The organism is Mammaliicoccus sp. JADD-157 (genome assembly GCF_049310805.1).
GTDB lineage: Bacteria > Bacillota > Bacilli > Staphylococcales > Staphylococcaceae > Mammaliicoccus > Mammaliicoccus lentus.
On the sequence record NZ_JBMOVZ010000003.1, the window covers coordinates 117,004 to 140,699 of the forward strand.

General features: G+C 33.1%; 20 protein-coding genes and 1 riboswitch. Of the genes, 11 read left to right on the forward strand and 9 right to left on the reverse strand.

The window, feature by feature from the left end:
* The first annotated feature begins 12 nt into the window (after nucleotides 1–12).
* The 6 genes from ACO6VN_RS09800 to ACO6VN_RS09825 all read left to right on the forward strand — a co-directional run bounded on the left by ACO6VN_RS09800 (nucleotide 13) and on the right by ACO6VN_RS09825 (nucleotide 5,409).
* Entirely contained in the window at nucleotides 13–1,527 is a 1,515-nt protein-coding gene (locus tag ACO6VN_RS09800; protein ID WP_016999527.1) for an AbgT family transporter, read from the forward strand.
* 63 nt (nucleotides 1,528–1,590) lie between these two features.
* A riboswitch (TPP riboswitch) is annotated at nucleotides 1,591–1,700 on the forward strand.
* 61 nt (nucleotides 1,701–1,761) lie between these two features.
* Entirely contained in the window at nucleotides 1,762–2,346 is a 585-nt protein-coding gene (locus ACO6VN_RS09805) for a thiamine phosphate synthase (RefSeq protein ID WP_228064682.1), read from the forward strand.
* Nucleotides 2,339–3,445 (forward strand): glycine oxidase ThiO, encoded by a 1,107-nt coding sequence (gene thiO, locus ACO6VN_RS09810; protein ID WP_422404593.1) that lies wholly within the window; start codon nucleotides 2,339–2,341, stop codon nucleotides 3,443–3,445. Before ACO6VN_RS09805 ends, thiO begins: the two co-directional genes overlap by 8 nt.
* A complete protein-coding gene (gene thiS, locus ACO6VN_RS09815) occupies nucleotides 3,442–3,642 on the forward strand; it encodes a sulfur carrier protein ThiS (RefSeq protein ID WP_016999530.1) in 201 nt (66 codons plus the stop codon). Before thiO ends, thiS begins: the two co-directional genes overlap by 4 nt.
* A gap of 1 nt (nucleotide 3,643) precedes the next feature.
* A complete protein-coding gene (locus tag ACO6VN_RS09820; RefSeq protein ID WP_135021670.1) occupies nucleotides 3,644–4,411 on the forward strand; it encodes a thiazole synthase in 768 nt (255 codons plus the stop codon).
* Nucleotides 4,411–5,409, forward strand: a complete 999-nt coding sequence (locus ACO6VN_RS09825; RefSeq protein WP_194200506.1) for a ThiF family adenylyltransferase — start codon at nucleotides 4,411–4,413, stop codon at nucleotides 5,407–5,409. Before ACO6VN_RS09820 ends, ACO6VN_RS09825 begins: the two co-directional genes overlap by 1 nt.
* A 55-nt stretch (nucleotides 5,410–5,464) precedes the next feature.
* On the opposite strand, the gene ACO6VN_RS09830 is transcribed toward ACO6VN_RS09825, so the two are convergent.
* Complete coding sequence (locus tag ACO6VN_RS09830) at nucleotides 5,465–5,821, reverse strand: DUF488 domain-containing protein (protein WP_422404594.1); 357 nt, start codon at nucleotides 5,819–5,821, stop codon at nucleotides 5,465–5,467.
* A gap of 150 nt (nucleotides 5,822–5,971) precedes the next feature.
* Here ACO6VN_RS09830 and ACO6VN_RS09835 point away from each other — a divergent pair, with 150 nt between their 5' ends.
* Nucleotides 5,972–7,927: a fructose-1,6-bisphosphatase gene (locus tag ACO6VN_RS09835; RefSeq protein WP_422404595.1), complete on the forward strand. Its 1,956-nt coding sequence runs from the start codon at nucleotides 5,972–5,974 to the stop codon at nucleotides 7,925–7,927.
* A gap of 109 nt (nucleotides 7,928–8,036) precedes the next feature.
* Here the strand turns inward: ACO6VN_RS09835 and ACO6VN_RS09840 are convergent, their stop codons facing one another.
* The 5 genes from ACO6VN_RS09840 to ACO6VN_RS09860 all read right to left on the reverse strand — a co-directional run bounded on the left by ACO6VN_RS09840 (nucleotide 8,037) and on the right by ACO6VN_RS09860 (nucleotide 15,135).
* On the reverse strand, nucleotides 8,037–10,037 hold the full coding sequence (locus ACO6VN_RS09840; RefSeq protein WP_422404596.1) for a CocE/NonD family hydrolase: 2,001 nt from the start codon (nucleotides 10,035–10,037) through the stop codon (nucleotides 8,037–8,039).
* A gap of 161 nt (nucleotides 10,038–10,198) precedes the next feature.
* Nucleotides 10,199–11,962, reverse strand: a complete 1,764-nt coding sequence (locus tag ACO6VN_RS09845) for an ABC transporter ATP-binding protein (protein WP_016999536.1) — start codon at nucleotides 11,960–11,962, stop codon at nucleotides 10,199–10,201.
* A complete protein-coding gene (locus tag ACO6VN_RS09850) occupies nucleotides 11,946–13,736 on the reverse strand; it encodes an ABC transporter ATP-binding protein (RefSeq protein ID WP_194200501.1) in 1,791 nt (596 codons plus the stop codon). Before ACO6VN_RS09850 ends, ACO6VN_RS09845 begins: the two co-directional genes overlap by 17 nt.
* A gap of 182 nt (nucleotides 13,737–13,918) precedes the next feature.
* The gene (locus ACO6VN_RS09855; RefSeq protein ID WP_194200500.1) at nucleotides 13,919–14,728 is read right to left on the reverse strand and encodes a glutamate racemase; all 810 of its coding nucleotides are present in this window, start codon (nucleotides 14,726–14,728) and stop codon (nucleotides 13,919–13,921) included.
* An 11-nt stretch (nucleotides 14,729–14,739) separates the two neighbouring features.
* Complete coding sequence (locus ACO6VN_RS09860; RefSeq protein ID WP_016999539.1) at nucleotides 14,740–15,135, reverse strand: acyl-CoA thioesterase; 396 nt, start codon at nucleotides 15,133–15,135, stop codon at nucleotides 14,740–14,742.
* A gap of 183 nt (nucleotides 15,136–15,318) precedes the next feature.
* Between ACO6VN_RS09860 and pcp the strand changes: the two genes are divergently transcribed.
* Entirely contained in the window at nucleotides 15,319–15,960 is a 642-nt protein-coding gene (gene pcp, locus ACO6VN_RS09865) for a pyroglutamyl-peptidase I (RefSeq protein WP_422404597.1), read from the forward strand.
* A gap of 413 nt (nucleotides 15,961–16,373) precedes the next feature.
* Here pcp and ACO6VN_RS09870 read toward each other — a convergent pair whose 3' ends face one another.
* Together ACO6VN_RS09870 and ACO6VN_RS09875 are read right to left on the reverse strand one after the other, a co-directional pair.
* Nucleotides 16,374–17,813, reverse strand: coding sequence for a 6-phospho-beta-glucosidase (locus tag ACO6VN_RS09870; protein ID WP_422404598.1), 1,440 nt, complete (start codon nucleotides 17,811–17,813; stop codon nucleotides 16,374–16,376).
* A gap of 14 nt (nucleotides 17,814–17,827) precedes the next feature.
* Nucleotides 17,828–19,711, reverse strand: a complete 1,884-nt coding sequence (locus ACO6VN_RS09875) for a beta-glucoside-specific PTS transporter subunit IIABC (RefSeq protein ID WP_194200497.1) — start codon at nucleotides 19,709–19,711, stop codon at nucleotides 17,828–17,830.
* Between the two features lie 153 nt (nucleotides 19,712–19,864).
* On the opposite strand from ACO6VN_RS09875, the gene ACO6VN_RS09880 reads away from it, so the two are divergent.
* Entirely contained in the window at nucleotides 19,865–20,566 is a 702-nt protein-coding gene (locus ACO6VN_RS09880) for a GntR family transcriptional regulator (protein ID WP_064204645.1), read from the forward strand.
* Nucleotides 20,567–20,760: 194 nt separating this feature from the next.
* Here ACO6VN_RS09880 and ACO6VN_RS09885 read toward each other — a convergent pair whose 3' ends face one another.
* Nucleotides 20,761–21,348, reverse strand: coding sequence for a histidine phosphatase family protein (locus ACO6VN_RS09885; protein WP_064211609.1), 588 nt, complete (start codon nucleotides 21,346–21,348; stop codon nucleotides 20,761–20,763).
* Nucleotides 21,349–21,620: 272 nt separating this feature from the next.
* Between ACO6VN_RS09885 and ACO6VN_RS09890 the strand changes: the two genes are divergently transcribed.
* Nucleotides 21,621–22,256, forward strand: a complete 636-nt coding sequence (locus tag ACO6VN_RS09890) for an FMN-dependent NADH-azoreductase (protein WP_064211608.1) — start codon at nucleotides 21,621–21,623, stop codon at nucleotides 22,254–22,256.
* Nucleotides 22,257–22,401: 145 nt separating this feature from the next.
* On the forward strand, nucleotides 22,402–23,685 hold the full coding sequence (kynU, locus tag ACO6VN_RS09895; RefSeq protein ID WP_422404599.1) for a kynureninase: 1,284 nt from the start codon (nucleotides 22,402–22,404) through the stop codon (nucleotides 23,683–23,685).
* The last annotated feature ends 11 nt before the right edge of the window (nucleotides 23,686–23,696 follow it).

Below are 23,696 nucleotides of genomic sequence, written 5' to 3' on the forward strand. Positions count from 1 at the left end.
AGGAGTGATAGAATGGCCGTTTTTCGGAATATATTCTTGAGAATTATAGATAGAGTAGAAAAAGTTGGCAATAGATTACCCGATCCGAGTATTTTATTCTTCAGCTTGTGTTTAATAATGTTACTACTTTCTTCATTATTATCTGTTTTAAATGTAACAGCTACAGACCCTACCAATGGTAAGACGATACATATTACAAATTTACTTAGCGTTTCAGGCATTCAAAAAATTCTTTCTGAAACAATTACAAACTTTGCAACATTCCCTGCTTTAGGCATGGTTCTTGTTGTAATGATAGGTATGGGAATTGCTGAGAAAACAGGATATTTCGAACATTTACTTAATAGCGTTGTTGATAAAACACCTCAAAAGTTTGTTATACCTTTTTTAATTTTTATATCTATTTTGGGAAATGCTGCTGGTGGTGTGGCACCAATGATTATGCCTGTCTTAACAGCAGTTATATTTATAAAGATGGGTTATCATCCTATTGCAGGTTTAGTGATTAGTTATGCTGCAGTAGAAGTTGGTTATGGAGCTAATTTATTAATCGGTTTAGATGATGCTCTAGCATTTTCATTTACTCAATCTGCATTAAAATTATTCTCTGGGGAAGCTTCTATTAATATTGCAATGAACTGGTATTTCACAGCTATTTCAACATTTCTTTTAACCCCTATCATTTTCTATGTAGCTAAGAAGTTTACGATTCCTAGTTTTCAAAATAGCCAAATTGATAAATTGCATGCTGAGTCTGTAAAAACATTCAACCAACGTGCGAAAAAAGCATTAACATATGCGAATATCTCAGTCATTGTATTTTTATTATTTATTGTCGTTATACTTATACCTCAAAATAGTATTTTAAGAAATAATGATACTGGCAGTATTTTAGTTGAGTCTCCATTAATGGATGGCTTTGGAGTCATTCTTCTTCTAGTCTTTATTATTCCTGGTTTAGTATATGGATATATGAGTCGCAGTATTGTGTCTACAAAAGATATAGGCAGATTAATGACAAATAGCATGTCAGATATGGGTAGTTTTATTATAGTTATCTTCTTTGCAGCTCAATTATTAGCTTATTTTGATTGGAGTAATATTGGCAAAGTGATGGCTATTAATGGGGCAGAATTGTTGAAAAACCAAAACGGCGTTATTTTGATTATTGGGTTGATTATATTAACGTCTGTTATTAATATCTTTATGGGTAGCGCTTCAGCAAAATGGGCTATATTAGCACCAATTTTTATACCGATGTTTGCTACATTAGGCTATCATCCGGCATTCACACAAATGGTTTATCGTATAGGCGATTCTATTACAAACCCTATTACGCCAATGATTCCGTATTTACCATTCTTATTAACCATCGCACAAAGGTATGATAAAAATATTAAACTCGGTACTTTAATCGCACACTTATTACCTTACAGTATTATTATCGGTGTCGTTTGGACCGTAATCATGCTTATATGGTTCTTATTAGGCCTTCCAGTAGGACCTGGAGGACCAGTTAAATTATAATTTTTATTTATTCAATTTGAATAATTTCCATTTTAATTGTACAATGACATTAATAATTAAATAAATGACCACTGGAAGTGCCTTTATCAAAGGCTGAGACTGAAGTAGTGACTTTAGGATTCCCAGAACCTGATCCAGTTCGTACTGGCGTAGGAAAGTGGCGTACCTATTGAAGCTAATTTGCGCTATTTTTCTACTAAGAAAAATAGCGCTTTTTTATTTGGAGTGATTCAATTGTTTATCGCAATAACACCTTATCAAATTTTAACAAAAGAAGATTTAAATCATTACATCGAAATATCAGAACATATAGATTTACTGTTGTTAAGAACACCTATGAATCATCAAAACTTATTTGCAACCATCGACTATTTAATAACACACGGTTTTCCAAAAAATAAAATAATGTTGCACACACATACTTCATTAGTAGCAACTTTTGATTTAAAGTATGTACATTTTAAAGAAAATGATGCAAAAGCTTTTTTATTTAAAAAACAACATCCAGACATTTCAGTAAGTATGTCTACTCACAACATTGAGACCGTGACAAAAGCCCAAAAGAACAATTTGGATTTTGTATTTTTTGGTCATGTCTTTGAATCTTCTTCAAAGCAAGGAGCAAAACCTAGGTCTTTAGAAGAGATTAAAAATGTACTTTCAATCGATATACCTATTTTCGCTATAGGCGGAATTGATGAGCATACAATACAAAAGCTGCCAAAAGGTTTTCAAGGTGTATGTGCGATTTCTTTCTTTAGAAATGCTGGAAATTCTGCCATTAAATCATTAAGAAAGGAGTGGGAATCTTATGTATGACGTTCTAATTGTAGGGTCTGGCGTCATCGGTATGTCTATTGCACGCGCTCTTTCCGATAAATCAAATAGTTCAATAGCAGTTGTTGATAGAGATGTACCAGGATTACATGCTTCTTATAAAGCTGGTGGCATGCTGGGCGCTCAAAATGAATTTGAAAATTATTCACCTTTATATGAACTCGCTATACATTCTCGACGTTACTTCAAAGATTTAGCTGAAGATTTATACGATGAGACTAATATCGATATCGAATTTGTATCACATGGATTAATTAAGATGGCTTCTAATATTAATGATATTGCTCATTTAAATAAACAGTATACTTTTTTAAGTCAGCATGATGAACATGTAAAAGCGCTCGATAAATCTTCATTGCAAAGCTTATCCAATGGTTATATAGATTTTCATAACCAAGCAATTTATATACCAGATGATGGACAAATCAATGCTTCTAAATATACAAAGGCATTGCTTGAATCTATTACCAATAAAGGAGTTGAACGATTTTATAAAACAGAAGTTACAAACATAACTAAGCAACGTGATTATTACAATATCGAAACTTCCCATGATGTGCTTCAAGCTAAAAAAGTTGTAATAGCTGGGGGTGCTTGGAGTCATGAATTAATTAATGACTCAACTGTCGCATCTCAAATAACTGGTGTTAAAGGAGAAGTTCTTCTATTAGAAAATGAGCAAGTAGATTTAAAACAAACTTTATTTATGACCAATGGTTGTTACATCATACCTAAAGCTAAAAATAGATTTCTTGTTGGCGCTACTAGTTATATGAATGACTTTTCAGTAGGCACTTCTAAAGAAGGTGAAAGCTGGTTGTTTAATGAAGCAGCGCAGTATGTTCCAGCTTTAAAATCAAGCAATGTTATTCATAAGTGGTCTGGCATCAGACCTTACACTGAAAATGAATGGCCAATCATGGACGAATCTGATGACGGACTATTTCTCGTCACTGGACATTATCGTAATGGCATACTCCTCTCACCTATTATTGGTAAGTTAATGTCCGAATGGATTATCAATAATCATGCACCGCCTATATTAGAAAGATTTAAAGCAAAAAGGAGTGTTGAATTATGAAATGTATTATCAATGGAGATGAATTTAATTTTGAACAAGATTTACCTGTTACAGAGGTATTATCATCCCTTGAATTAGACCAAGAAAGAATCATCGTAGAATTCAATGGATCACTGATTAAAAAGGAAAATTTCAACGAAACAATTGTTAGAGAATCAGATCAACTAGAATTACTAGAATTTGTTGGAGGCGGATAAAATGTTAAAAATAGGACCATATGAATTAAACTCAAGATTATTATTAGGAACAGGGAAATTTGAAGATGAAAAAACACAATCAGAAGCGATTAAAGCGTCACAAACTGATGTATTAACGTTCGCTGTGAGAAGAATGAATTTATATGATAAATCATTGCCAAACCCATTAGCTAATGTTGATTTAAAACAGTTTGTTACATTCCCTAACACTGCCGGTGCACATACTGCAGAAGAAGCTGTGCGTATAGCTGAAATCGCACAACATGCAGGCCTTTGTAACATGATTAAAGTCGAAGTAATTGGAGATGACAAAACACTGCTACCTGACCCAATAGAAACTTATAAAGCTTGTGAAATTTTATTAGAGAAAGGTTATATCGTGTGTCCATACATTTCATGTGATGTAGTACTAGCTAAACGTTTAGAAGAACTTGGCGTACACGCTATTATGCCTTTAGCTTCTCCTATCGGTACTGGTAGAGGCATAAATAATCCACTTAATTTGCGATATATTATTGAGCAATCTGAAGTGCCTGTCATTGTTGACGCTGGAATTGGTTCTCCAAAAGATGCTTGTTATGCGATGGAACTAGGTGCTGATGCAATCCTATTAAATACTGCTATTTCCAGTGCTAAAGACCCTGTAAAAATGGCTGAAGCAATGAGATTAGGCATTGATGCTGGGCGATTAAGTTATGAAGCGGGTAGAATTCCAGTAAAATATACTGCACAAGCATCTAGCCCTACTGAAGGTTTAGGTTTTCTATAATGGATCGCTATGATAGACAAACAAAGTTCCAACCATTTGGTGAAAATGGTCAGCATCAATTACAAACAGCTAAGATAATGATTATGGGTGCAGGCGCATTAGGTAGTCACGTTGCTGAGCAACTTGCAAGAGCTGGAGCACATCATTTAACAGTTATTGATATGGACATAGTAGAAATCTCTAATCTTCATAGACAAGCTTTATATGATGAAACAGATGCTTATAATATGCGACCTAAAGTTGTCGCTTTACGCGATAAAATCAATAAAATTAATCAACATGTAACGTTAAATGCTGTGAATAAAGAGCTGACACCGTCTAATATTGAAGAAGTTATTCAACAATATCAACCAGATATTATAGTAGATGGTATGGATCATTTTGATATACGCTTTTTAATTAACGAAGTATGTCATAAACTACAACTCCCTTGGGTTTATGGTGCAGCTGTCGGGAGTAAAGGAACAGTATACGCAATTGATTTCGAAGGACCGTGTTTAAAGTGCATTTTAGAGAATGTTCCAGAAACAGGAGAAAGTTGTGCTATAAACGGTGTATTACCACCTGTCGTTACTCAAGTAGCAAGCTTTGAAGTATCCGAAGTATTACGATATATTGCTGGAAAAGGATTTTCTAAGAAACTTATAACATTAGATTGTTTCGAAATGAATACACGTAGTACTCAAATAGATATGCTGAAAAATCAACAATGCCCTGTTTGTGTACATGGTCATTACAACACCCTGGATAAGCAACATATGTCATCAATAGAAGCGTTGTGCGGAGATGCATTTTTATTTAGATTTAAAGAAAAGACATTTAACTTAGCACATTATTTCCCAGGTGATGTTTTGAAAGAAAATGATTACGTCAAATTGATTTCATTCAAAGATTATAAGATGACATTTTTTGCAGATGGGCGTATGAATGTACATGGTGTTTCACATTTAGAAGAAGCCGAAACGCTATATCATAACTTACGAAAATCAATACAATAAATATAACACCCTCTAATGTATAGATTAATACAATACATTAGAGGGTGTTTATTGATTATTGATGATCTAGAAATTCTTTTAGAACTACTGCTTGATTATGTTTTTCATCCTTCGCACCATATAATAATACAACATTACCGTTATTTTCTTTATAAATGTCTTTGAGTTGATCGAGTGCTTCTTTTTGTTCACCTGATTTAAGTTCTTCTTTATATTTTTTCTTAAATGAATCAAATTTTTCCGGGTCATGTCCGAAGCATTTTCTCAGTGAATCAGATGGTGCTATTTCTTTTATCCAATGGTCTAGATTTGCCTTTTCTTTAGAGATGCCACGTGGCCATACTCTATCGACAAGCACTCTAACATTGTCTTTATCGTAATCTTCATAAATTCTATTGATATCACAACTCACCTTAATCAACCTCCATTTCATTATGTTTATACCCTAAATATCGTGAGTATAAATCTTAATATCAAATTATTTAATGTGTTATACTATATCTCAAATGATGTCTATTATTTAAAGTTTTAACTCATCAATTATACGAACGGAGTGACTAGAATGACAGAGAACATCAATCAACATGTAAAAGAAAAATATTTAGACTTATTAGCAGAAAAATTTGATGCTGAAGAGAAAGTAGCAACTGAAATCATAAATTTAGAATCTATAATGGAATTACCAAAAGGTACAGAACACTTTGTTAGTGATTTACATGGTGAATACCACGCTTTCCAACATGTGCTCCGAAATGGATCTGGTAACGTAAGAGCTAAAATTAATGATATTTTTAAAGATAGACTTTCTGAAGATGAAATCAGCAGTCTTGCTGCCTTAGTTTATTATCCTGAAGAAAAACTTAAATTAATTAAAAATCAATTTTCATCTAAAGAAGCATTAAACGAATGGTACATTGAAACAATCCAACAAATGATTGAATTGATTTCTTACGCTTCAAGTAAGTATACACGTTCAAAAGTTCGTAAAGCTTTACCTAAACAGTTTGTATACATAATTGAAGAACTACTGTATAAAAGTAACGTTTATAATAATAAAACTACTTACTATGAAACAATCATTCAAAAAATCATCTCACTTGGACAATCAGATAAATTAATTATCGGTCTAGCATATACAACACAACGTTTAGTCGTGGATCACTTACATGTGGTCGGTGACATTTATGATCGTGGTCCAGACCCAGATAAAATTATGGAAACATTAATTAATTATCATTCAGTTGATATTCAATGGGGCAACCATGACGTACTTTGGATAGGTGCTTATGCAGGTTCAAAAGTATGTTTAGCAAATATTTTAAGAATTTGTGCGCGTTACGATAACTTGGACATTATAGAAGATGCGTACGGTATTAATTTACGTCCATTAGTCAATTTAGCTGAAAAATATTATAAAGATAATTCTGCCTTTCATCCAAAAGAACATGCAGACAAAGCAATATCCGCAGAAGAAAAATTACAAATAACGAAGATACATCAAGCTATCGCAATTATACAATTCAAATTAGAAAGCCCTATTATTAAACGTAGACCTTCATTCGATATGGAAGAACGCCTTATGTTAGAAAAAGTAGATTACTATAACAATGAAGTTACGATTTACGGCAAAACTTATCCTCTTGAAAATACATGCTTTGAAACTGTAGATCGTAATAATCCTGCACAATTAAGCAAAGAAGAAGAAGAAGTGATTAATAAACTTCTATTATCAGTACAAGAGTCTGAAAAATTAAAACGTCATATGAACTTCTTAATGAAAAAAGGAAACTTATACTTAAGATATAATGGTAATTTATTAATACATGGATGCATTCCAGTAGATGAAAATGGAAAAATGGAAGAAATGGAAATCGACGGTGAAATGTATAATGGTCGCGAATTACTCGATCAATTCGAACAACACATTAGAGTTTCATTCGCAAATAAAGAACAAACAGATGATTTATCAACAGACTTGATTTGGTACTTATGGACAGGTAAATATTCTTCATTATTTGGAAAGCGTGCCATGACTACTTTTGAAAGATATTTCATTAAAGATAAAGCTTCGCACAAGGAAGAAAAAAATCCTTACTATTACTTAAGAGAAGACAGTCAAATGTGTCGTAACATGTTACAAGACTTTGGTTTAGACCCAGAACAAGGACGCATCATAAATGGTCATACACCAGTTAAAGAAATAGACGGTGAAAACCCAATCAAAGCAGATGGTAAGATGATTGTTATCGATGGTGGCTTTTCAAAAGCGTACCAATCAACGACAGGTATCGCTGGCTATACATTACTTTATAACTCATTCGGCATGCAACTAGTGGCGCATAAACACTTTGGCACAAAAGAAAACGTACTTCTGAACGGCGCAGATGAACTGTCTGTCAGACGTGTTGTAGACGAAGAACTCGAACGTAAAAAAGTACGCGACACTAACATCGGTGCCAAACTACAAGAAGAAATAAGAATGTTACAAGAACTTATGGCTTACCGATATATTAATTAATGGTTAGCTGTACTCGTACAAACCCTCACTTTCGAAATCACATATGAAAAAATTCTCCTAATCCGTTAATTAAAAATCCAACGGGTTAGGAGAATTATTTTGTGTTTGTTTAAGTATAATTTCGTTTAATTTTATTTTCCCATGTCTTCGTAAAGCATTGTTCACCATCGTTATATGCAATTACTTCATTTCTTAAGTAATAGTATTCGGCGTCACATGACATAGTGCTGTATGTTTCAACTTCTGTATCAATGTCATCATCTTTCAATATTACTTTCCAGTCGCATTGTACTTTTGCTGAAAGTGGATCATCTTCTTTTATTGTATACACGTTCATATTTTCTGTACCGTAAGTGATATTACTATCTTTCAGTGTTCTCAAGCCTTCATCTGAGTAGTCTGATAGTATCCATTCATTCGTTGTTAACCTTTTCGTTATATCTCTAGTTCTTGAACCATCTCTATGAATAATCTTTTCTAATGGTTTGGCTGTTTCTGAAAATTCATGTTCTAGTTTAACTTCTGTGAACTCACGCACTAATGGTATATCTAGTTTAGAATGTTCTAAATCAACATCTAATTTAACAATTTCTTTGCTCGGCCAAATTTGTGGCCAATATGTTGGTGCGATAGAAACTTCAACCATGTGGCCCTCTGGTATTTGATAACCAATAACATCTAAAGGTACTTCTACATCTATATACTCGTCTACTGGTAAATCTTCAGGGAATTCATTACTCTTATAATGGTTTAAATTGAAATGTCCCATAGTAACAAGTGTTTTTGATCCATCTGGATGCACATCTGTTAAGCGAATATGTATATTTGCTTCTTTACAATCTGACTTAACGCGTAATTTTGCTACTGGTTGACCCATAATATTTAAAGTATCGCCATACATATCCAACATTAATGAATTAGCTAAAGCATTATCAATTGTTTGGTCGTCTGGTAAGTCACCGTCTTGACCGAATGGACAAAATACTCCTGAATATAATCCATGTTGTTGTTTATTCTTTAATTGAATTTCTCTCGTCGTACCAGCGAATAAATTTTTCGTCGTAATTTCTTCATTTAGTAAGTTTAACCACTTACCTTCTCGATAATCATAAGTTGTTTTAGGTTCAACACTATCTTGTAAATATACTAAAAATTCATCACGATGATTTTCAGTTTGTTTATCACCCATCCACTTATCTAACCAAGAAACGACTTCTTGTAAATAACCAAATTGAGGTCCTGGAATAGCTACGTCTGGAAACTCATGTGCCCATGGTCCGATAATCGCCTTTTTAGGTACGTCTAAATGTTTCATCAAACGAAATACAGCATTCGTATAACCATCAGCCCAACCACTCATTGTTAAGACTGGAATTTGAATTTGTGTATAATCTTCATTAATAGAACCGTGTTTCCAATATTCATCTCTTGTTTGATGTTTGACCCATTCATCTACAAAAGGTGGTGTTTGTTCTAATCTTTCTATCCAATTGTCATACCAGTTCTCTCCAAAATATTTAGGGAAAGCTGGTCTTGCATTGTAAGCAAACATAGTTGATGCCCACCAAAGCATATCTGATGCCATCATTGTACCACCTTTATAATGAACATCATCAGCATATCGATCATCTGTTGAACATAAAGATATGATTGTCTTTAAAGCTTCCGGTTGTCTAGCGGCTACTTGTAAACCATTGAAGCCACCCCAAGACTTACCAATCATTGCAACTGAACCATTAGACCAGTCTTGAGATTCAATCCATTTAATAATATCAATTGCATCATCTTGTTCTTGTTTAGGATATTCATCTTCAATAATACCTTCAGAGTCACCTGTTCCTCTTATATCCACTCTAATTGCCGTATATCCAAATCCAGCAAAATATTTATGTCTTATTTCATCTCGTAAAGCAGTGAACTCATCTTTTCTATAAGGTAAGTACTCTAGCACAGCACCTTTAGTTGTTCCTGACTTTTTTGGTTGCCATATTTTTGCTGACAATCGAACACCATCAGTCATTTCAATCCATGTATGATGTGTAACCTCTATTTCATAAGGAAACTCTGTTCGCTCAGTTATTTTATTATAGTCTACATCAAAAGCTCCCATGTTAAATCCTCCTTAAAAATATCTAATAGTTCTTATTATACATAAATTTATAAGAAAAGGTTGTCAGACAGAAATATCATCTTCAAAATAACACCCCCAATCCGTTTAATTTTAAATTGCAGGGTTGGGGGTATGTTTATATTTGATATGTGTTTTTACTTTCAACCATTTTGAAGTAAATACATTTTATGATAAATACCGTCTTGTTTAATTAGTTCATCATGTGTGCCTCGTTCTACAATTTCACCTTTATTTAACACAAGAATTTGATCTGCGTCTTGAATTGTTGATAGCCTATGCGCGATTGCTAAAGTTGTTCTGCCTTTACGCATTTTTGCTAGTGATTTTTGAATTTGTGCTTCTGTTTCAGAATCAATATTAGCCGTTGCTTCGTCTAATATTAATATTTTAGGCTCACTCGCCATCGTTCTCGCAAATGCTAGTAGTTGTCTTTCACCACTTGAAAAGGCACTTCCTTTTTCAATCACTTCATGCTCATAATTATCAGGTAATAAATTAATAAATTGGTCTGCGTGTACAAAGTCTGCCGCTTCTTGTACTTTTTCGAAAGTCATTGTAGGATGATAAAGTTTAATATTTGATGCGACCGTTCCAAAGAATATAAATGCATCTTGTAACACTAGACCGATATTACCTTTCAATTCAGATTTCGGCATTTCTTTTATAGATTGGTTGTCGATTAAAATTTCACCTTGATTGAATTCATAAAATCTCATAAACAAGTTTATAATCGAACTTTTACCAGATCCAGTATGACCAACTAACGCGACTGTTTCTCCTGGATTAGCTGTAAATGTAATGTCTTTTAGAACATCTGTCTTACCATCATAACTAAAAGTAACATGCTTAAATTCAACTTTACCATCCGTTATATGATAATTAGGGTTTTCATGTTGCTCTGGTTCCAACATATCGTTATCAATAAGCTTAAATACACGACTTGCTGACACTAACGCTTGCTGTAATACGTTTAAGTTTTGGCTGACTTGGTTAATAGGTTCAAAGAAGCGTTCCATATATTGTACAAAAGCAAATACAACACCAGCTGTAACGCCTCCAGAGAAACTTAATACTCCGAAATATCCAAGTATCATTACAACGGCAAATATTGAAATCATGCTTATAGCTGGTCTCAATAATAAACCGTCAATTTTAACTGTTCGCATATTAAAATCATAATGCTTATCGTTAATCTCATTAAATTCATTTTGTAATCTTTTCTCTTGGTTAAATACTTGTATAATGCGCATACCTTCTATAGATTCTGCTAATTTAGCATTCAAATCTGACAAGAGCTGTCGTGCCTGTGAAAAATAAATAGCTGAATATTTTCTATATAATGCTAATACAAGTATGATGACTGGCAAGAATATTAAAGCCATTAACGCAAGTTTAAAATCAAGTATAAACATCATGACATAACTAGAAATGACCATAAATATTGCCATTAAGAATGATGAGAATACACCAATAAACATTTCTACTATAGCTTCAGTATCATTAGTAAGTCTTGATACAATACTTCCGCCTGGTTCCTTATCAAAGTAACGCATCCCTAATTTCCCAATTTTATTAAATGCGTCTATTCTTAATTGTTGTATTACTTTAAATGCAAGATATTGAAATAAATATACGTTCCAATAAGTTGTTATAGCGCCAACAATTTGAATGACGAAAAATATAACAATCAGTAATGTAATATCACTTTCTGGGAACACTTGTGGCGTTAAGTAATCATCAATAAATACTTTAACCATATACGGTGTTGCAATGCTCGCTATTGTTGAAATCGTCAACATGATAAATGCTAATAAAATAATACCTTTGAAAGGGAATGTATATTTGATCAAACGTTTTAAAACTTGAAATTGATCTTTAGCTGTCAAATTATGATTTTGAGCCATCTTCTTCATCCCCTTTCGCTATTTCATCTAAGCTACTCGCAAGCTCTTCATGTAATGCTTGTGCTTGATATGTTTCGTAATACCATCCTTTGTTTGCCATCAATTCTGAATGCTTACCTCTTTCGATAATCGTACCTTTATCCATAACGATAATCATGTCAGCATGGCTCACCGCACTCATTCTGTGTGCAGTAATAATATTCGTTTTACCTTGGCGGACATTTTGCATATTTTCTAAAATATGTTCTTCCGTTTCAGCATCAACTGCCGACAATGAATCATCTAAAATAAGCACAGGTGGATTCATGATTAAAGCACGTGCTATCGAAATTCTTTGTTTCTGTCCTCCTGATAAAGAAACACCACGTTCTCCAACTACTGTGTCATACCCTTCCGGAAATGCTAAAATATCATTATGAATATAACTCAATCGACTCGCTTCATAGATGTATTGATTATCAATTTCAGGGTTACTGAAAGCAATATTGTTTCTAATTGAAGTAGAGAATAAGAAATGATCTTGAGGTACATATCCAAATTGAGCTCTTAAATGACTGATGTCATAATAACGAATTGGCTTACTACCGTATTTAATTTCGCTAGATTGTGCAGTATCAAACTCTCTTAATAACAAACGGATGATAGCACTTTTTCCTGAGCCAGTACGACCTACAATACCGATAGTAGAACCTTTTGAAATTGTGAATTTTATATCGCGTAGTGCTAAACTATCATCATCCGGAAAGTGAAATGTATCAATATCAAATTGAATATCCCCTTCAGGAATTGTTTCTGTTTCTACATTTGTATCAACATCATTTTTCACATTTGTTATTTCATTAATACGTTCATATGATGCGTGCCCTCTTTGTACAATATTAAAGAACAGGCCAAGAGCTAATAATGGCCATACCATCATGCCTAAATAAGTTGTGAATGTAACAAGTTGTCCAATTGTAATATCATCTTGAATCACCATTCTAGCTCCGAAGAAAATCGCTAAAAAGTAACTCACGCCTATTACTGACATTATTGTCGGATCAAATAACGCATCAATTTTAGAAACTTTTAAGTTTTTATAAACAACATCGTCACTTAATTTTTTAAAATCTTCTTGGTCATCTTTTTCATAACCGAAAGTTTTTGTTACTTTAATCCCGGCTATACTTTCTTGTGTCTTATCATTCAGCTGACTAAAGGCTGCTTGGGCCTTCTTAAAACCTCTGTTCAGCAATTTACCATAATAACTAGTTAATACAATCATAATTGGCAAAGGTATCATAACGATAAGTGTTAATCGCCAATCAACTGTAATTGCCATTGTTATGAGCACAGACCCACCTGTTATAAGAGAATCAGCTATCGTCAACACACCAGAACCAGCTGTGTTTTGTACTGCTCTAATGTCATTTGTTGCATGCGCCATTAAATCCCCTGTACGTCTCTTTTGGAAAAATGACGGGCTCATCGAAGTATATTTATGATAAAGATTAGATCTTAATATTTTCCCCAACCTCATACTCGCCCCAAATATCATAATTCTCCAATAGTACCGGAAAATATATGTAAGGATTGCCGCAACTACTAATATGACGAGGTAAATTATAAGCGTTTTTCCCGTTAATGTTTGAAGTGTAATCCCATCAATTACTCGTCCAATTATTTGTGGTGGTAATAAATCAATTAAAGCAACTAATAAAAGAATAAAAATACCTAAAATATAATTTTTTAGTTCAGCTTTAATAAACCAACCTAATTTAATAAATACTTTCAAAACTACCACCCTCCCCTTTTATATACACCTTAAAATTTTATCACAGAAAATTAATTTAAAAATAAAAATGTCTGAATTTTGTCACTTTTCCATTAAATTCATACTATCGGAGTATATATGGCTTCCGGTTAGCTACTGCCAATATAATAAAAACAGACTAGGAAGTTATTTTTCCCAGCCTGTTATATTTCAATTTCTTCTAAATTTAATTGTACATTGAAGTTTTGTAGCATCTTTTTAAATTCTTGTAGTGTATATTTTTCGTTTGTTGTGACAAGTGCTTTAATCGTTCCTGTACCTTTAGATGTATATATATTAGCTTTATTTATGATTTCATTTGCTGAATCAATAAATTGAATATGTGGATACAGTTCTTTTAAATAACTATATAACCATGACAGATGTGTTGATGACAACGTGAATACATCTATTTTTTCATCTTGTTCAATTATATTATCCATAAAGCGTTTAACTGTAATTAATGTTCGATATTTATCTGATAAAAATGCGCCCGATTCTACAAGTTCAACTAGAGTTGATGCATTATATGTTTGAACTGTCGCATCGCTTGTCGCTTCTTGTTCAATATATTGAAGCATTTCATCACTTTCTATTAGTGATTGAACACCTAAAACACCAATATTCTTTGATGCTGATTTTTCTATCGCTTCTTTTATAGGTGGATAAACACCTAAAATTTCAGTTTCGTATTCATCTTTAACATCATCTAGAACTGTAATAGAAGGTGCATTAGAAGCAACAACGATTAAACTGGGACTCCAATTTTCTAAGTACGTCAATGTACTTCTTATTACCTTTTTTAAATCATCTTTTGATTTATATCCGTATGGAAATTGATTACGGTCTGCTAAATATATAATATCTTGTTCAGGAAATTCTTTTTTTAGTAATGTTACTATTGCGTAACTTCCAATACCAGCGTCAAAAACAGCAATCGGTTTGTTTAAATCATTTATACTCGATTTCATCATTTAGACCTCACTTAGATATTTAAAAAGATTTCTGGCGATTTCACAACTTTCTCGGTAACAACATTATAGAAACCACCTTTTTGATAACCAGTACAATGCACTTGTTCAGAAGTAGCAATTTCAAATTCTAATTCCCATTTCATTTTGCTAACTTTTACTAACCAACAACGACCTACTGGTTTATCATGAATCGTTAACGGCGCTTTGTAATCCGCTTCTGTATGCATAAGTATAGGCGAGATATCAGATTTCATCATCTCTGAAATCGTCATATATTGATCAATAAATGCATTACGTAAATCTTCAAACCATTTTATATATACTATATTGCTCACTATACCCATAGCGTCGATATCATAGACGTTTACATCGATTGATTTTTCAGCGACTAATTTTCTTTCTGTCATATTAAGTACTCCTTTATTTAAAACATTATTCTAAAATAATATTTAACTTCTATAGCTTAATTATGAATTAATACTGTTTAATAATTCAACCTTTTGAGCATATTAAAATGAATGTCGTTTTGAAATTAACATGAGTCCATCTATAATGAAATAAAATATCGATTTATAAAGAGGCGAATAATCATGAAAATTTTAATCACAGCATTTGATCCATTCGGTGGCGAAAATATTAATCCAGCATTAGAAGCTGTCAATTTATTACCTACAAAAATTAATGGCAATGAAATTATAAAACTAGAAATACCAACAGTATTCCATAAATCAAAATCAATAGTATTAGAGCAATTAAAACAAGATCATTTTGATGCTGTATTAGCAGTTGGACAAGCAGGTGGAAGATTTGAATTAACACCAGAACGAGTTGGTATCAATTTAGACGATGCTAGAATTCCAGATAACGAAGGCAATCAACCTATCGATGAACCTATACAAACAGACGGACAAACTGCTTACTTTTCAACACTACCCGTAAAACGAATGACCATCACTATTAGAAATAGAGGTATCCCTTCAAGGTTGTCTAATACAGCAGGTACATTTGTATGTAATCATATTTTGTACCAATTAGGCTATATAGCAGATAAATACTACAATGATTTAAAATTCGGATTTATCCATGTACCATACACACCAGAACAAGTCGTCAACAAACCAAAACAACCATCAATGTCCATCGAAAATATTGCCAAAGGGTTAGAAGCCGCTATCAGTGCTATTAATGAAAGTGACGAAGATATCAAAATAGCATTAGGTGAAACACATTAATTGGATTTATGCCCTGCTTAATCCAACAAAAGGGACTCTATTTGGATTTTCGTCCTAATTAATCCAACAAAAGGGACTCTATTTGGATTTTCGACTTAATTAATCTAACAAAACGGACTCTATTTGGATTTTCGACTTAATTAATCCAACAAAACGGACTCTATTTGGATTTTCGACTTAATTAATCCAACAAAAGGGACCCTTATTGGATTTTCGACTTAATTAATCCAACAAAAGGGACTCTATTTGGATTTTCGCCTTAATTAATCCAACAAAAGGGACCCTTATTGGATTTTCGCCTTAATTAATCCAATAACAGAATTAGCACTCGCTTTTTAATGTTCCGTACCAAAGAAGAGCTAGGAGATACCCCTAGCTCTTCTTTAACTTCATATTTAATTTACACGTTTTAATTATAGTTCTTCACCGTTTGTCTTAATCACATTATTAAACCAGTAGAATGAATTTTTCTTAGTACGTTTTAATGTACCGTTACCTTCGTTATCACGGTCAACATGAATTAGACCGTAACGTTTTTTCATTTCTCCAGTTGTGAATGATACGATATCGATAATACCCCAAGGTGTATAACCCATTAAGTCTACGCCATCTTCATCTACTGCTTGTATAGAAGCTTTGATATGCTCTCTTAAGTAGTCGATACGTTCTTGGTCATCAATTGTTCCATCTTCTTTAAATTCATCAGTTGTTCCAAAGCCATTTTCAACAATAAATAATGGTAATTGATAGCGGTTATATAACACGTTTAATGTGTATCTTAAACCAACTGGGTCAATAGCCCAACCCCATTGACTTTCTTTAATATATGGATTTTTCACTGAATTTGGTAATCCGCCATTAACCACATTATCTTCAACACTTGTTACTTCATCGTGTTTTACAACTGTAGACATATAGTAACTAAATGCGATGTATTCTACAGTACCATTTTTCAAGATTTCGTCGTCGCCTTCTTGCCACTTAATGTCGTAACCATTTTTCTCGAACATTTTTAAAGCATAACCTGGGTAATAACCTCTTACTTGCACATCTGGGAAGAAGAATCTTAAACGATTTGCGATTTCAGCTTCCATAATATCGTTCGGGTTACATGAATATGGATAAATTGGAACGTGTGAAATCATGTTACCAATTATAAAGTCTGAGTTGATTTCTTTACCTTTTGATACTGCTAAAGCACTTGCTATTAATTCATTATGAGCAACTTGGTATAATACTTCTTCTGGATCTTCATCTTCTGCTAATGTTACACCAGAATTCGTCCATAAGAATATTGGATTACTCGTATCCATTTGGTTATTAATTTCATTGAATGTCATCCAATATTTCACTTTATCTTTGTAACGGTTAAACACTGTTTCAGCAAAACGGACAAAGTAATCTACAACTTTACGGTTTCTGAAACCTCCGTATTCGCGCGCTAAATGTAACGGCATTTCAAAGTGTGACAATGTTAATACTGGTTCAATATTGTATTTTAACAACTCATCGATGATATTATCATAGAATTGTAAGCCTTCTTCATTTGGTTCTGTTTCATCACCATTTGGAAAAATTCTCGTCCATGCTATTGATGTACGTAAACATTTTAATCCCATTTCACCGAATAAAGCGATATCTTCTTTATATCTATTGTAAAAATCTATACCATCATGATTTGGATAAAATTTATCATCTTTAATTGTTTCAGTGATTTCTCTTGCTTTACCGTGTTCACCCGCTGTCATGACATCATGTACACTCAAACCTTTACCGCCTTGATCATACCCACCTTCAAATTGGTTTGCAGCTAACGCGCCACCCCATAAAAAGTTTTTATCTAATTTAGTCATAATGAATTTCTCCTTTATTTTTTAATAATATTTAAAATTGTTTGCCCTTCTTCTACATCTGTAGCATCGACAGGCATAATTTCACTAAATTCTGCACTATTCGTTACAATCACAGGTGTAATTGTGTTATAGCCTTTCTCTACTATTGCTTCTTTATCAAATTTTACTAGTGGTGTTCCTATTTTAATCGAGTCTCCTTCTGAGACTTGTACTTCAAAGCCTTCACCTTTTAATTCAACTGTTTCTAAGCCGATATGAATCAATATCTCTGCACCGTCTAAAGTATCAATACCAATCGCATGTTTTGTAGGTGCAATCATAGTGATTTTACCTTCTACAGGACTATTAATTGAAGAATGTGATGGTTCTATTGCGACACCATATCCCATCATGCCACCTGAAAATATTGGATCTGGCACATCTTCTAATTTAACAAGCTTTCCTGAAACTGGCGCAGACAGTGAAACCTCTAACTGTTCGTTATTTGCTACTTTATTTGAATTATTAACATCAGCATCTTCAACTTGCTCAGTTGTATCTTCACCATATCCAAATACTTGTATCAAGATAATTGGTAATATAACTGCTATAGCTGAACCAATTAAGATACCCCAAATGGAACCAGCATTATCCGCGTTGTAACCATTCACAATAGTTATCGGTCCTGGTAACCCTGCATAAGCATAATATTTAGGATTAAAGAAACTAGCTACAAATGCACCTACTGCACCACTAATACAAGCGATAATAAATGGTTTCTTAAATCTTAAGTTCACACCGTAAATAGATGGTTCTGTAATACCGAATATACCTGTAATACCAGCTGAAGAGGATATTCGTTTAATTTCTTGGCTCTTCGCTTTAATAAGGACACCAACTACAGCACCTACTTGAGCAATTACAGCTATAGTTTGATACGCTTGGAATGAATCACTACCGTATTGTTCAAAGTTAGCAAGAACAACCGGTGTAATACCCCAATGCACACCGAAAATTACAAAGACTTGCCATACACCACCGATAATAGCTCCAGCTAACCAAGGAGCCACTTCAACAAGTGAGTTATAACCGTTTGCGATTCCATGTGCGACAACTGTTGAAATCGGTCCAATTACTAATAATGTTAAAGGTACCATGATGATAATAGCTAAAAATGGTACAAATAATGGTTTTATAACATCATTTATCACTTTATTTAAGTATTTTTCTAAATAAGATAAAATCCATACTAATAGTAACGGTGGTAATACTGATGACGTATATGATGTTTCAGTCAAAGGCATTCCGAAAAATCTAACTGTTTCTCCGTCACCAATTCTATCAATAATACCTGTTAATTCTGGTGTAACTAATGCTGCTGAACAAGCAACAGCAATATATGTATTTACGTTAAAATGTTTAGACGCCGTAATGGCAATAAATATAGGCAAGAACGTAAATGGTGCCCATGAGATAAAGTTAAATACTTCGTACGTTCCAGTCTTTTCAAATGCTGGAATAATTAAATTAATTAAAATAAGTAAACCTTGAAGAATACCTGCTGCTGCGAGTATATAAATAAACGGTGCAAACACGGCAGACATCGTTGCAATAACTCTGTTTAAAACACTACCCTTATTTTCTGTTTCTTTTTCTTCGTTACTTGATTTCCCAGTTAAAGCTTCAAAATATTTATAAACTTCTCCGACGTTATTCCCGATTACAATTTGAAACTGTCCATTATTTTCAACAACAGTAACAACACCGTCTATTTTCTTAACTTTTTCTTTAGCTGATGGATCAGAACGTTGTAATACTACTCTTAAGCGTGTGGCACAGTGCGTGCTCTTTACAATATTACCTTCGCCACCTATAGCATCTAAGATTTCTTGAGCGATTTTTTCATTTTTATTAGCCATGATTGACACCTCGATTATTTTTTAGTCAACTCTGTATACACTTACATTATAATTATACCGATACAATTTGTAAAGTACCATACAAATTTAGTTGGTGTATTTACTTATACAAATGCTATAATTATAGGTAATATAATAAAAGTGGGGATTAATATGCTTAAATACGAACAGATTGCTTCTCGCATCTCATCGCTTATTGAAGATGGACATTACGAAGCTGGGGATAAATTACCGAGCGTCGAAATATTAAAAACAGAATATGATGTAAGTAAAAGTACAATCATTAATGCACTGAAAAATCTAGAAAAAGAAGGCATGATTTATCAAGCTAGAGGAAGCGGCATTTATGTAAGGAATCCAAAGAGAGACGGGTATTTAAACCTGTTTACAGCTGACGGCTTCTCTGATGATTTAAAAGAACATGATGTTACAAGTAAAATCTTAAAAGTCACTGAAGTAAAGCCAGAATCTTATATACAAAATCAGCTAAAAATACCCGAAAATGAAACGGTATATTACGTAGAACGTATAAGATACGTGGATGGAAAAGTATTCTGTATAGAAACTTCATATTTCAATAAAAATGTAGTGCTATATATGAATGAGGAAATTGCAACTGGGTCTATTTTTCATTACATCGAAAATAATCTTAAAGTAAAAGTAGGATTTACAGATATTTATTTTAAAGTAGACAAACTCTCTAAAGACCAAGCAGAAAAATTAGAATTAAGCGAAGGAGAACCATCATTAGAATACACTCAAATATTCTACACAAGCACAGGTGTACCATTCGACTATTCTGACATCACATTCCACTACGAAAACTCAAGATTCTATATACCATCAATAAAATAAAAGTATATTTGCATGAAAAAAGGCTGGGACATAAATAAATGTCTCAGCCTTTTTTATCATATTGGATATACGCCTTAATTAATCCAACAAAAGCTGCCCTTATTGGATTTTCGACTTAATTAATTCAACAAAAGGGACTCTATTTGGATTTTCGACTTAATTAATCCAATAAGAGCCTTTTCTCTGATCTTGAATTATTTTTCTGTTGGATTAATGACATCTAGAAATTTGAATTGTCCGTCTTCATATTCAAACTCTAATATGCAACAATTACTAAATTTTATTCTTTGTACTGATTTTATTGGCAACCAGTCTTGTATGAACATAAACATCGCACCACCATGACTTACTGCTAGGATTGTTTCTGCGTCATCAGTGTTCATAACGTTTAATAATGTTTTGCTCATTCTTTTTTGTACATCTACACTTGATTCTCCACCGTACGCTACGAAAAAATCTCCATATGATGTTTCTCCTTCTTTATGTGGTGGGTTTAACATTTCATTTTCCGCTTCGAATAAGCCGAAGTTCCATTCTTTAAGACCTTTCAATCTCGTGTATGGTCTATTTGGACAAATAATTTCTAGTGTATCTGAAGCTCTTTCTTGAGTAGATGAATATAACGATTGAAATTGAATGTTCTCTTTATCAAAATACTCTTTCGCCATCGTTGCTTGTTCTATTCCTAATTCAGTTAATGGCGAATCACTAGCACCTTGAATTTTATGTTTTTCGTTAAAAAGCGTTTGTCCATGTCGCATTATGTATAATTTTTTTCTCATTTACTACCATCCCTTTGTTTTGTGTTAGTTATACCATATGTTAATTAAATTATAACTAAAGTCAAAAGTTTTACATAATTTTATTAATATAATATCGGACGAATCATATTAACCCCCTATAAATAAGTAATTAAAATCAACTTTCATGAAATAATATTTAAATAAGTGTAATATCACTGTTTTTCATAAATTAATTCTATTGCTAAAAAAATCTTTTTGAGTATACTATTTATAGTTAGTTTAATTTTTATTACGGGAAGGAAAGATTTTATATGTCACAAGTATTATTTATAACAGCTCATCCACACGATGACACAGTATCATTCTCAATGGCTACAGCTAAAGCTTTTATTGAAAGTTACAAAGTATCAAATCCAAATGATGAAGTTGTTCACATTGATTTATATAATGAATATATTCCTCAAATTGATGCGGATGTATTTGCTGGTTGGGGAAAACTACAATCGGGTCAAGAATTTGAAGCTTTATCAGAAGGCGAACAAGGGAAAGTTAAACGTCTAGAAGAATTAAGTAATCAGTTCGTAAATGCAGATAAATATGTATTCGTAACACCATTCTGGAACTTCTCATTCCCTCCAGTAATGAAAGCATATTTAGATTCTGTTTCAGTAGCAGGTAAAACATTTAAATATACTGCTGAAGGTCCTGTTGGTTTATTACCAGATAAAAAAGCATTACATATCCAAGCACGTGGAGGATATTATTCAGAAGGTCCTGCAGCAGAGTTAGAAATGGGTGATCGTTATATCAAACAAATGATGGGCTTCTATGGTATTACTGACGTTGATAGCCTAATCGTTGAAGGACATAATGCTGAACCTAACAAAGCTGAAGAAATTAAAGCTGATGGTATCAAACGTGCTAAAGCTTTAGGTGAAACATTCTAATATAAATAAAATCTCTCAATCCGTTAGTCTTCTAACTTTCAGATTGGGAGATTTTATTTATATTGTCATTATCTTTGTACGTTTTATAATGAAAGTATACAATTGATGTAAAGTATCATGAATCATATATAAGGGGATGAACCAAATGGATACATCATTTAATACAACTAAGGAATTTGCTAAAGCATTAGACACTGCAGATGTGTTGCATTACTTACGCGACCGTTTTTACATACAACCTAACGAAATTTATATGGATGGAAACTCATTAGGTTTAGCTTCTAAAGATGCGGAAGGAGCCTTGCTCAATGTTCTAGAAGTATGGAAAAAGGAAGGTATCAAAATTTGGAATACAGATGATAGCAAATACTATCATTATTCTAAACATATCGCTTCTTATATGGCACCTTTAATCGGTGTCGAGGCTGATGAAGTTGTTATTGTTGGTAGTACGACTTCTAATATTCACCAAGCGATTAGCACTTTTTATAAACCAACTAAAGATAAATATAAAATATTAGTAGATGACTTAAATTTCCCTACTGACCGTTATGCAGTTGATAGCCAAGTGAAGTTGAAAGGACTTAATCCTGAAGACGCAGTTAAAGTTGTGGAAAGCATTGATGGTTCTTATATCGACGAAAATGCTTTAATCGACGCTATGACTGACGATGTTGCTCTCATTTTATTACCTACTGTACTTTATCGTAGTGCTCAAGTTTTAGACATGGAAAAAATCACGATGGCAGCAAAAGAACGTAATATTATTATCGGATGGGATTTATGTCATGCAATTGGTGCACTTGATATGGATTTAACACGAGTAGATGCCGACTTTGCTGTTTGGTGTACATACAAATACTTATCAGCTGGTCCAGGCTCAACAGCAGCTTTATATATTAATAAAAAACATTTCTCAAAAATTCCTGGTCTTGCAGGTTGGTTTGGAAATAAAGATGAAACTCAATTCCAGCTTAAACATGAATTTGAACATCAACAAGATGCTTCAGGTTGGCAAATAGGAACACCAAACTTATTCTCCATGGCACCTATTGAGGGTGTTTTGAAAATATTCAATGAAGTTGGCATGCATGCTATTCGAACTAAATCGCTACATATCACTTCATATCTTATGTATTTAATAGATGAGAAGTTAACTAAATATGGATATGCAGTTGGAAATTTAAGAGAAGATTATTTACGTGGAGGTCATGTATGCCTTGTACATGATGAAGCTTATCGTATTAGTTTAGCTTTAAAAGACAAAGGCGTGATTCCTGATTTTAGAGAACCTAACGTCATTCGCCTAGCGCCTACTGCACTATATACAAGTTACGAAGAAGTATTAACAGTCGTTGATATTCTAGAAGAAATAGCACAAAATCAATTATATGAACAATATAGTAATAAGCGCGGGTTAGTCGTATAACAATTTCTGTT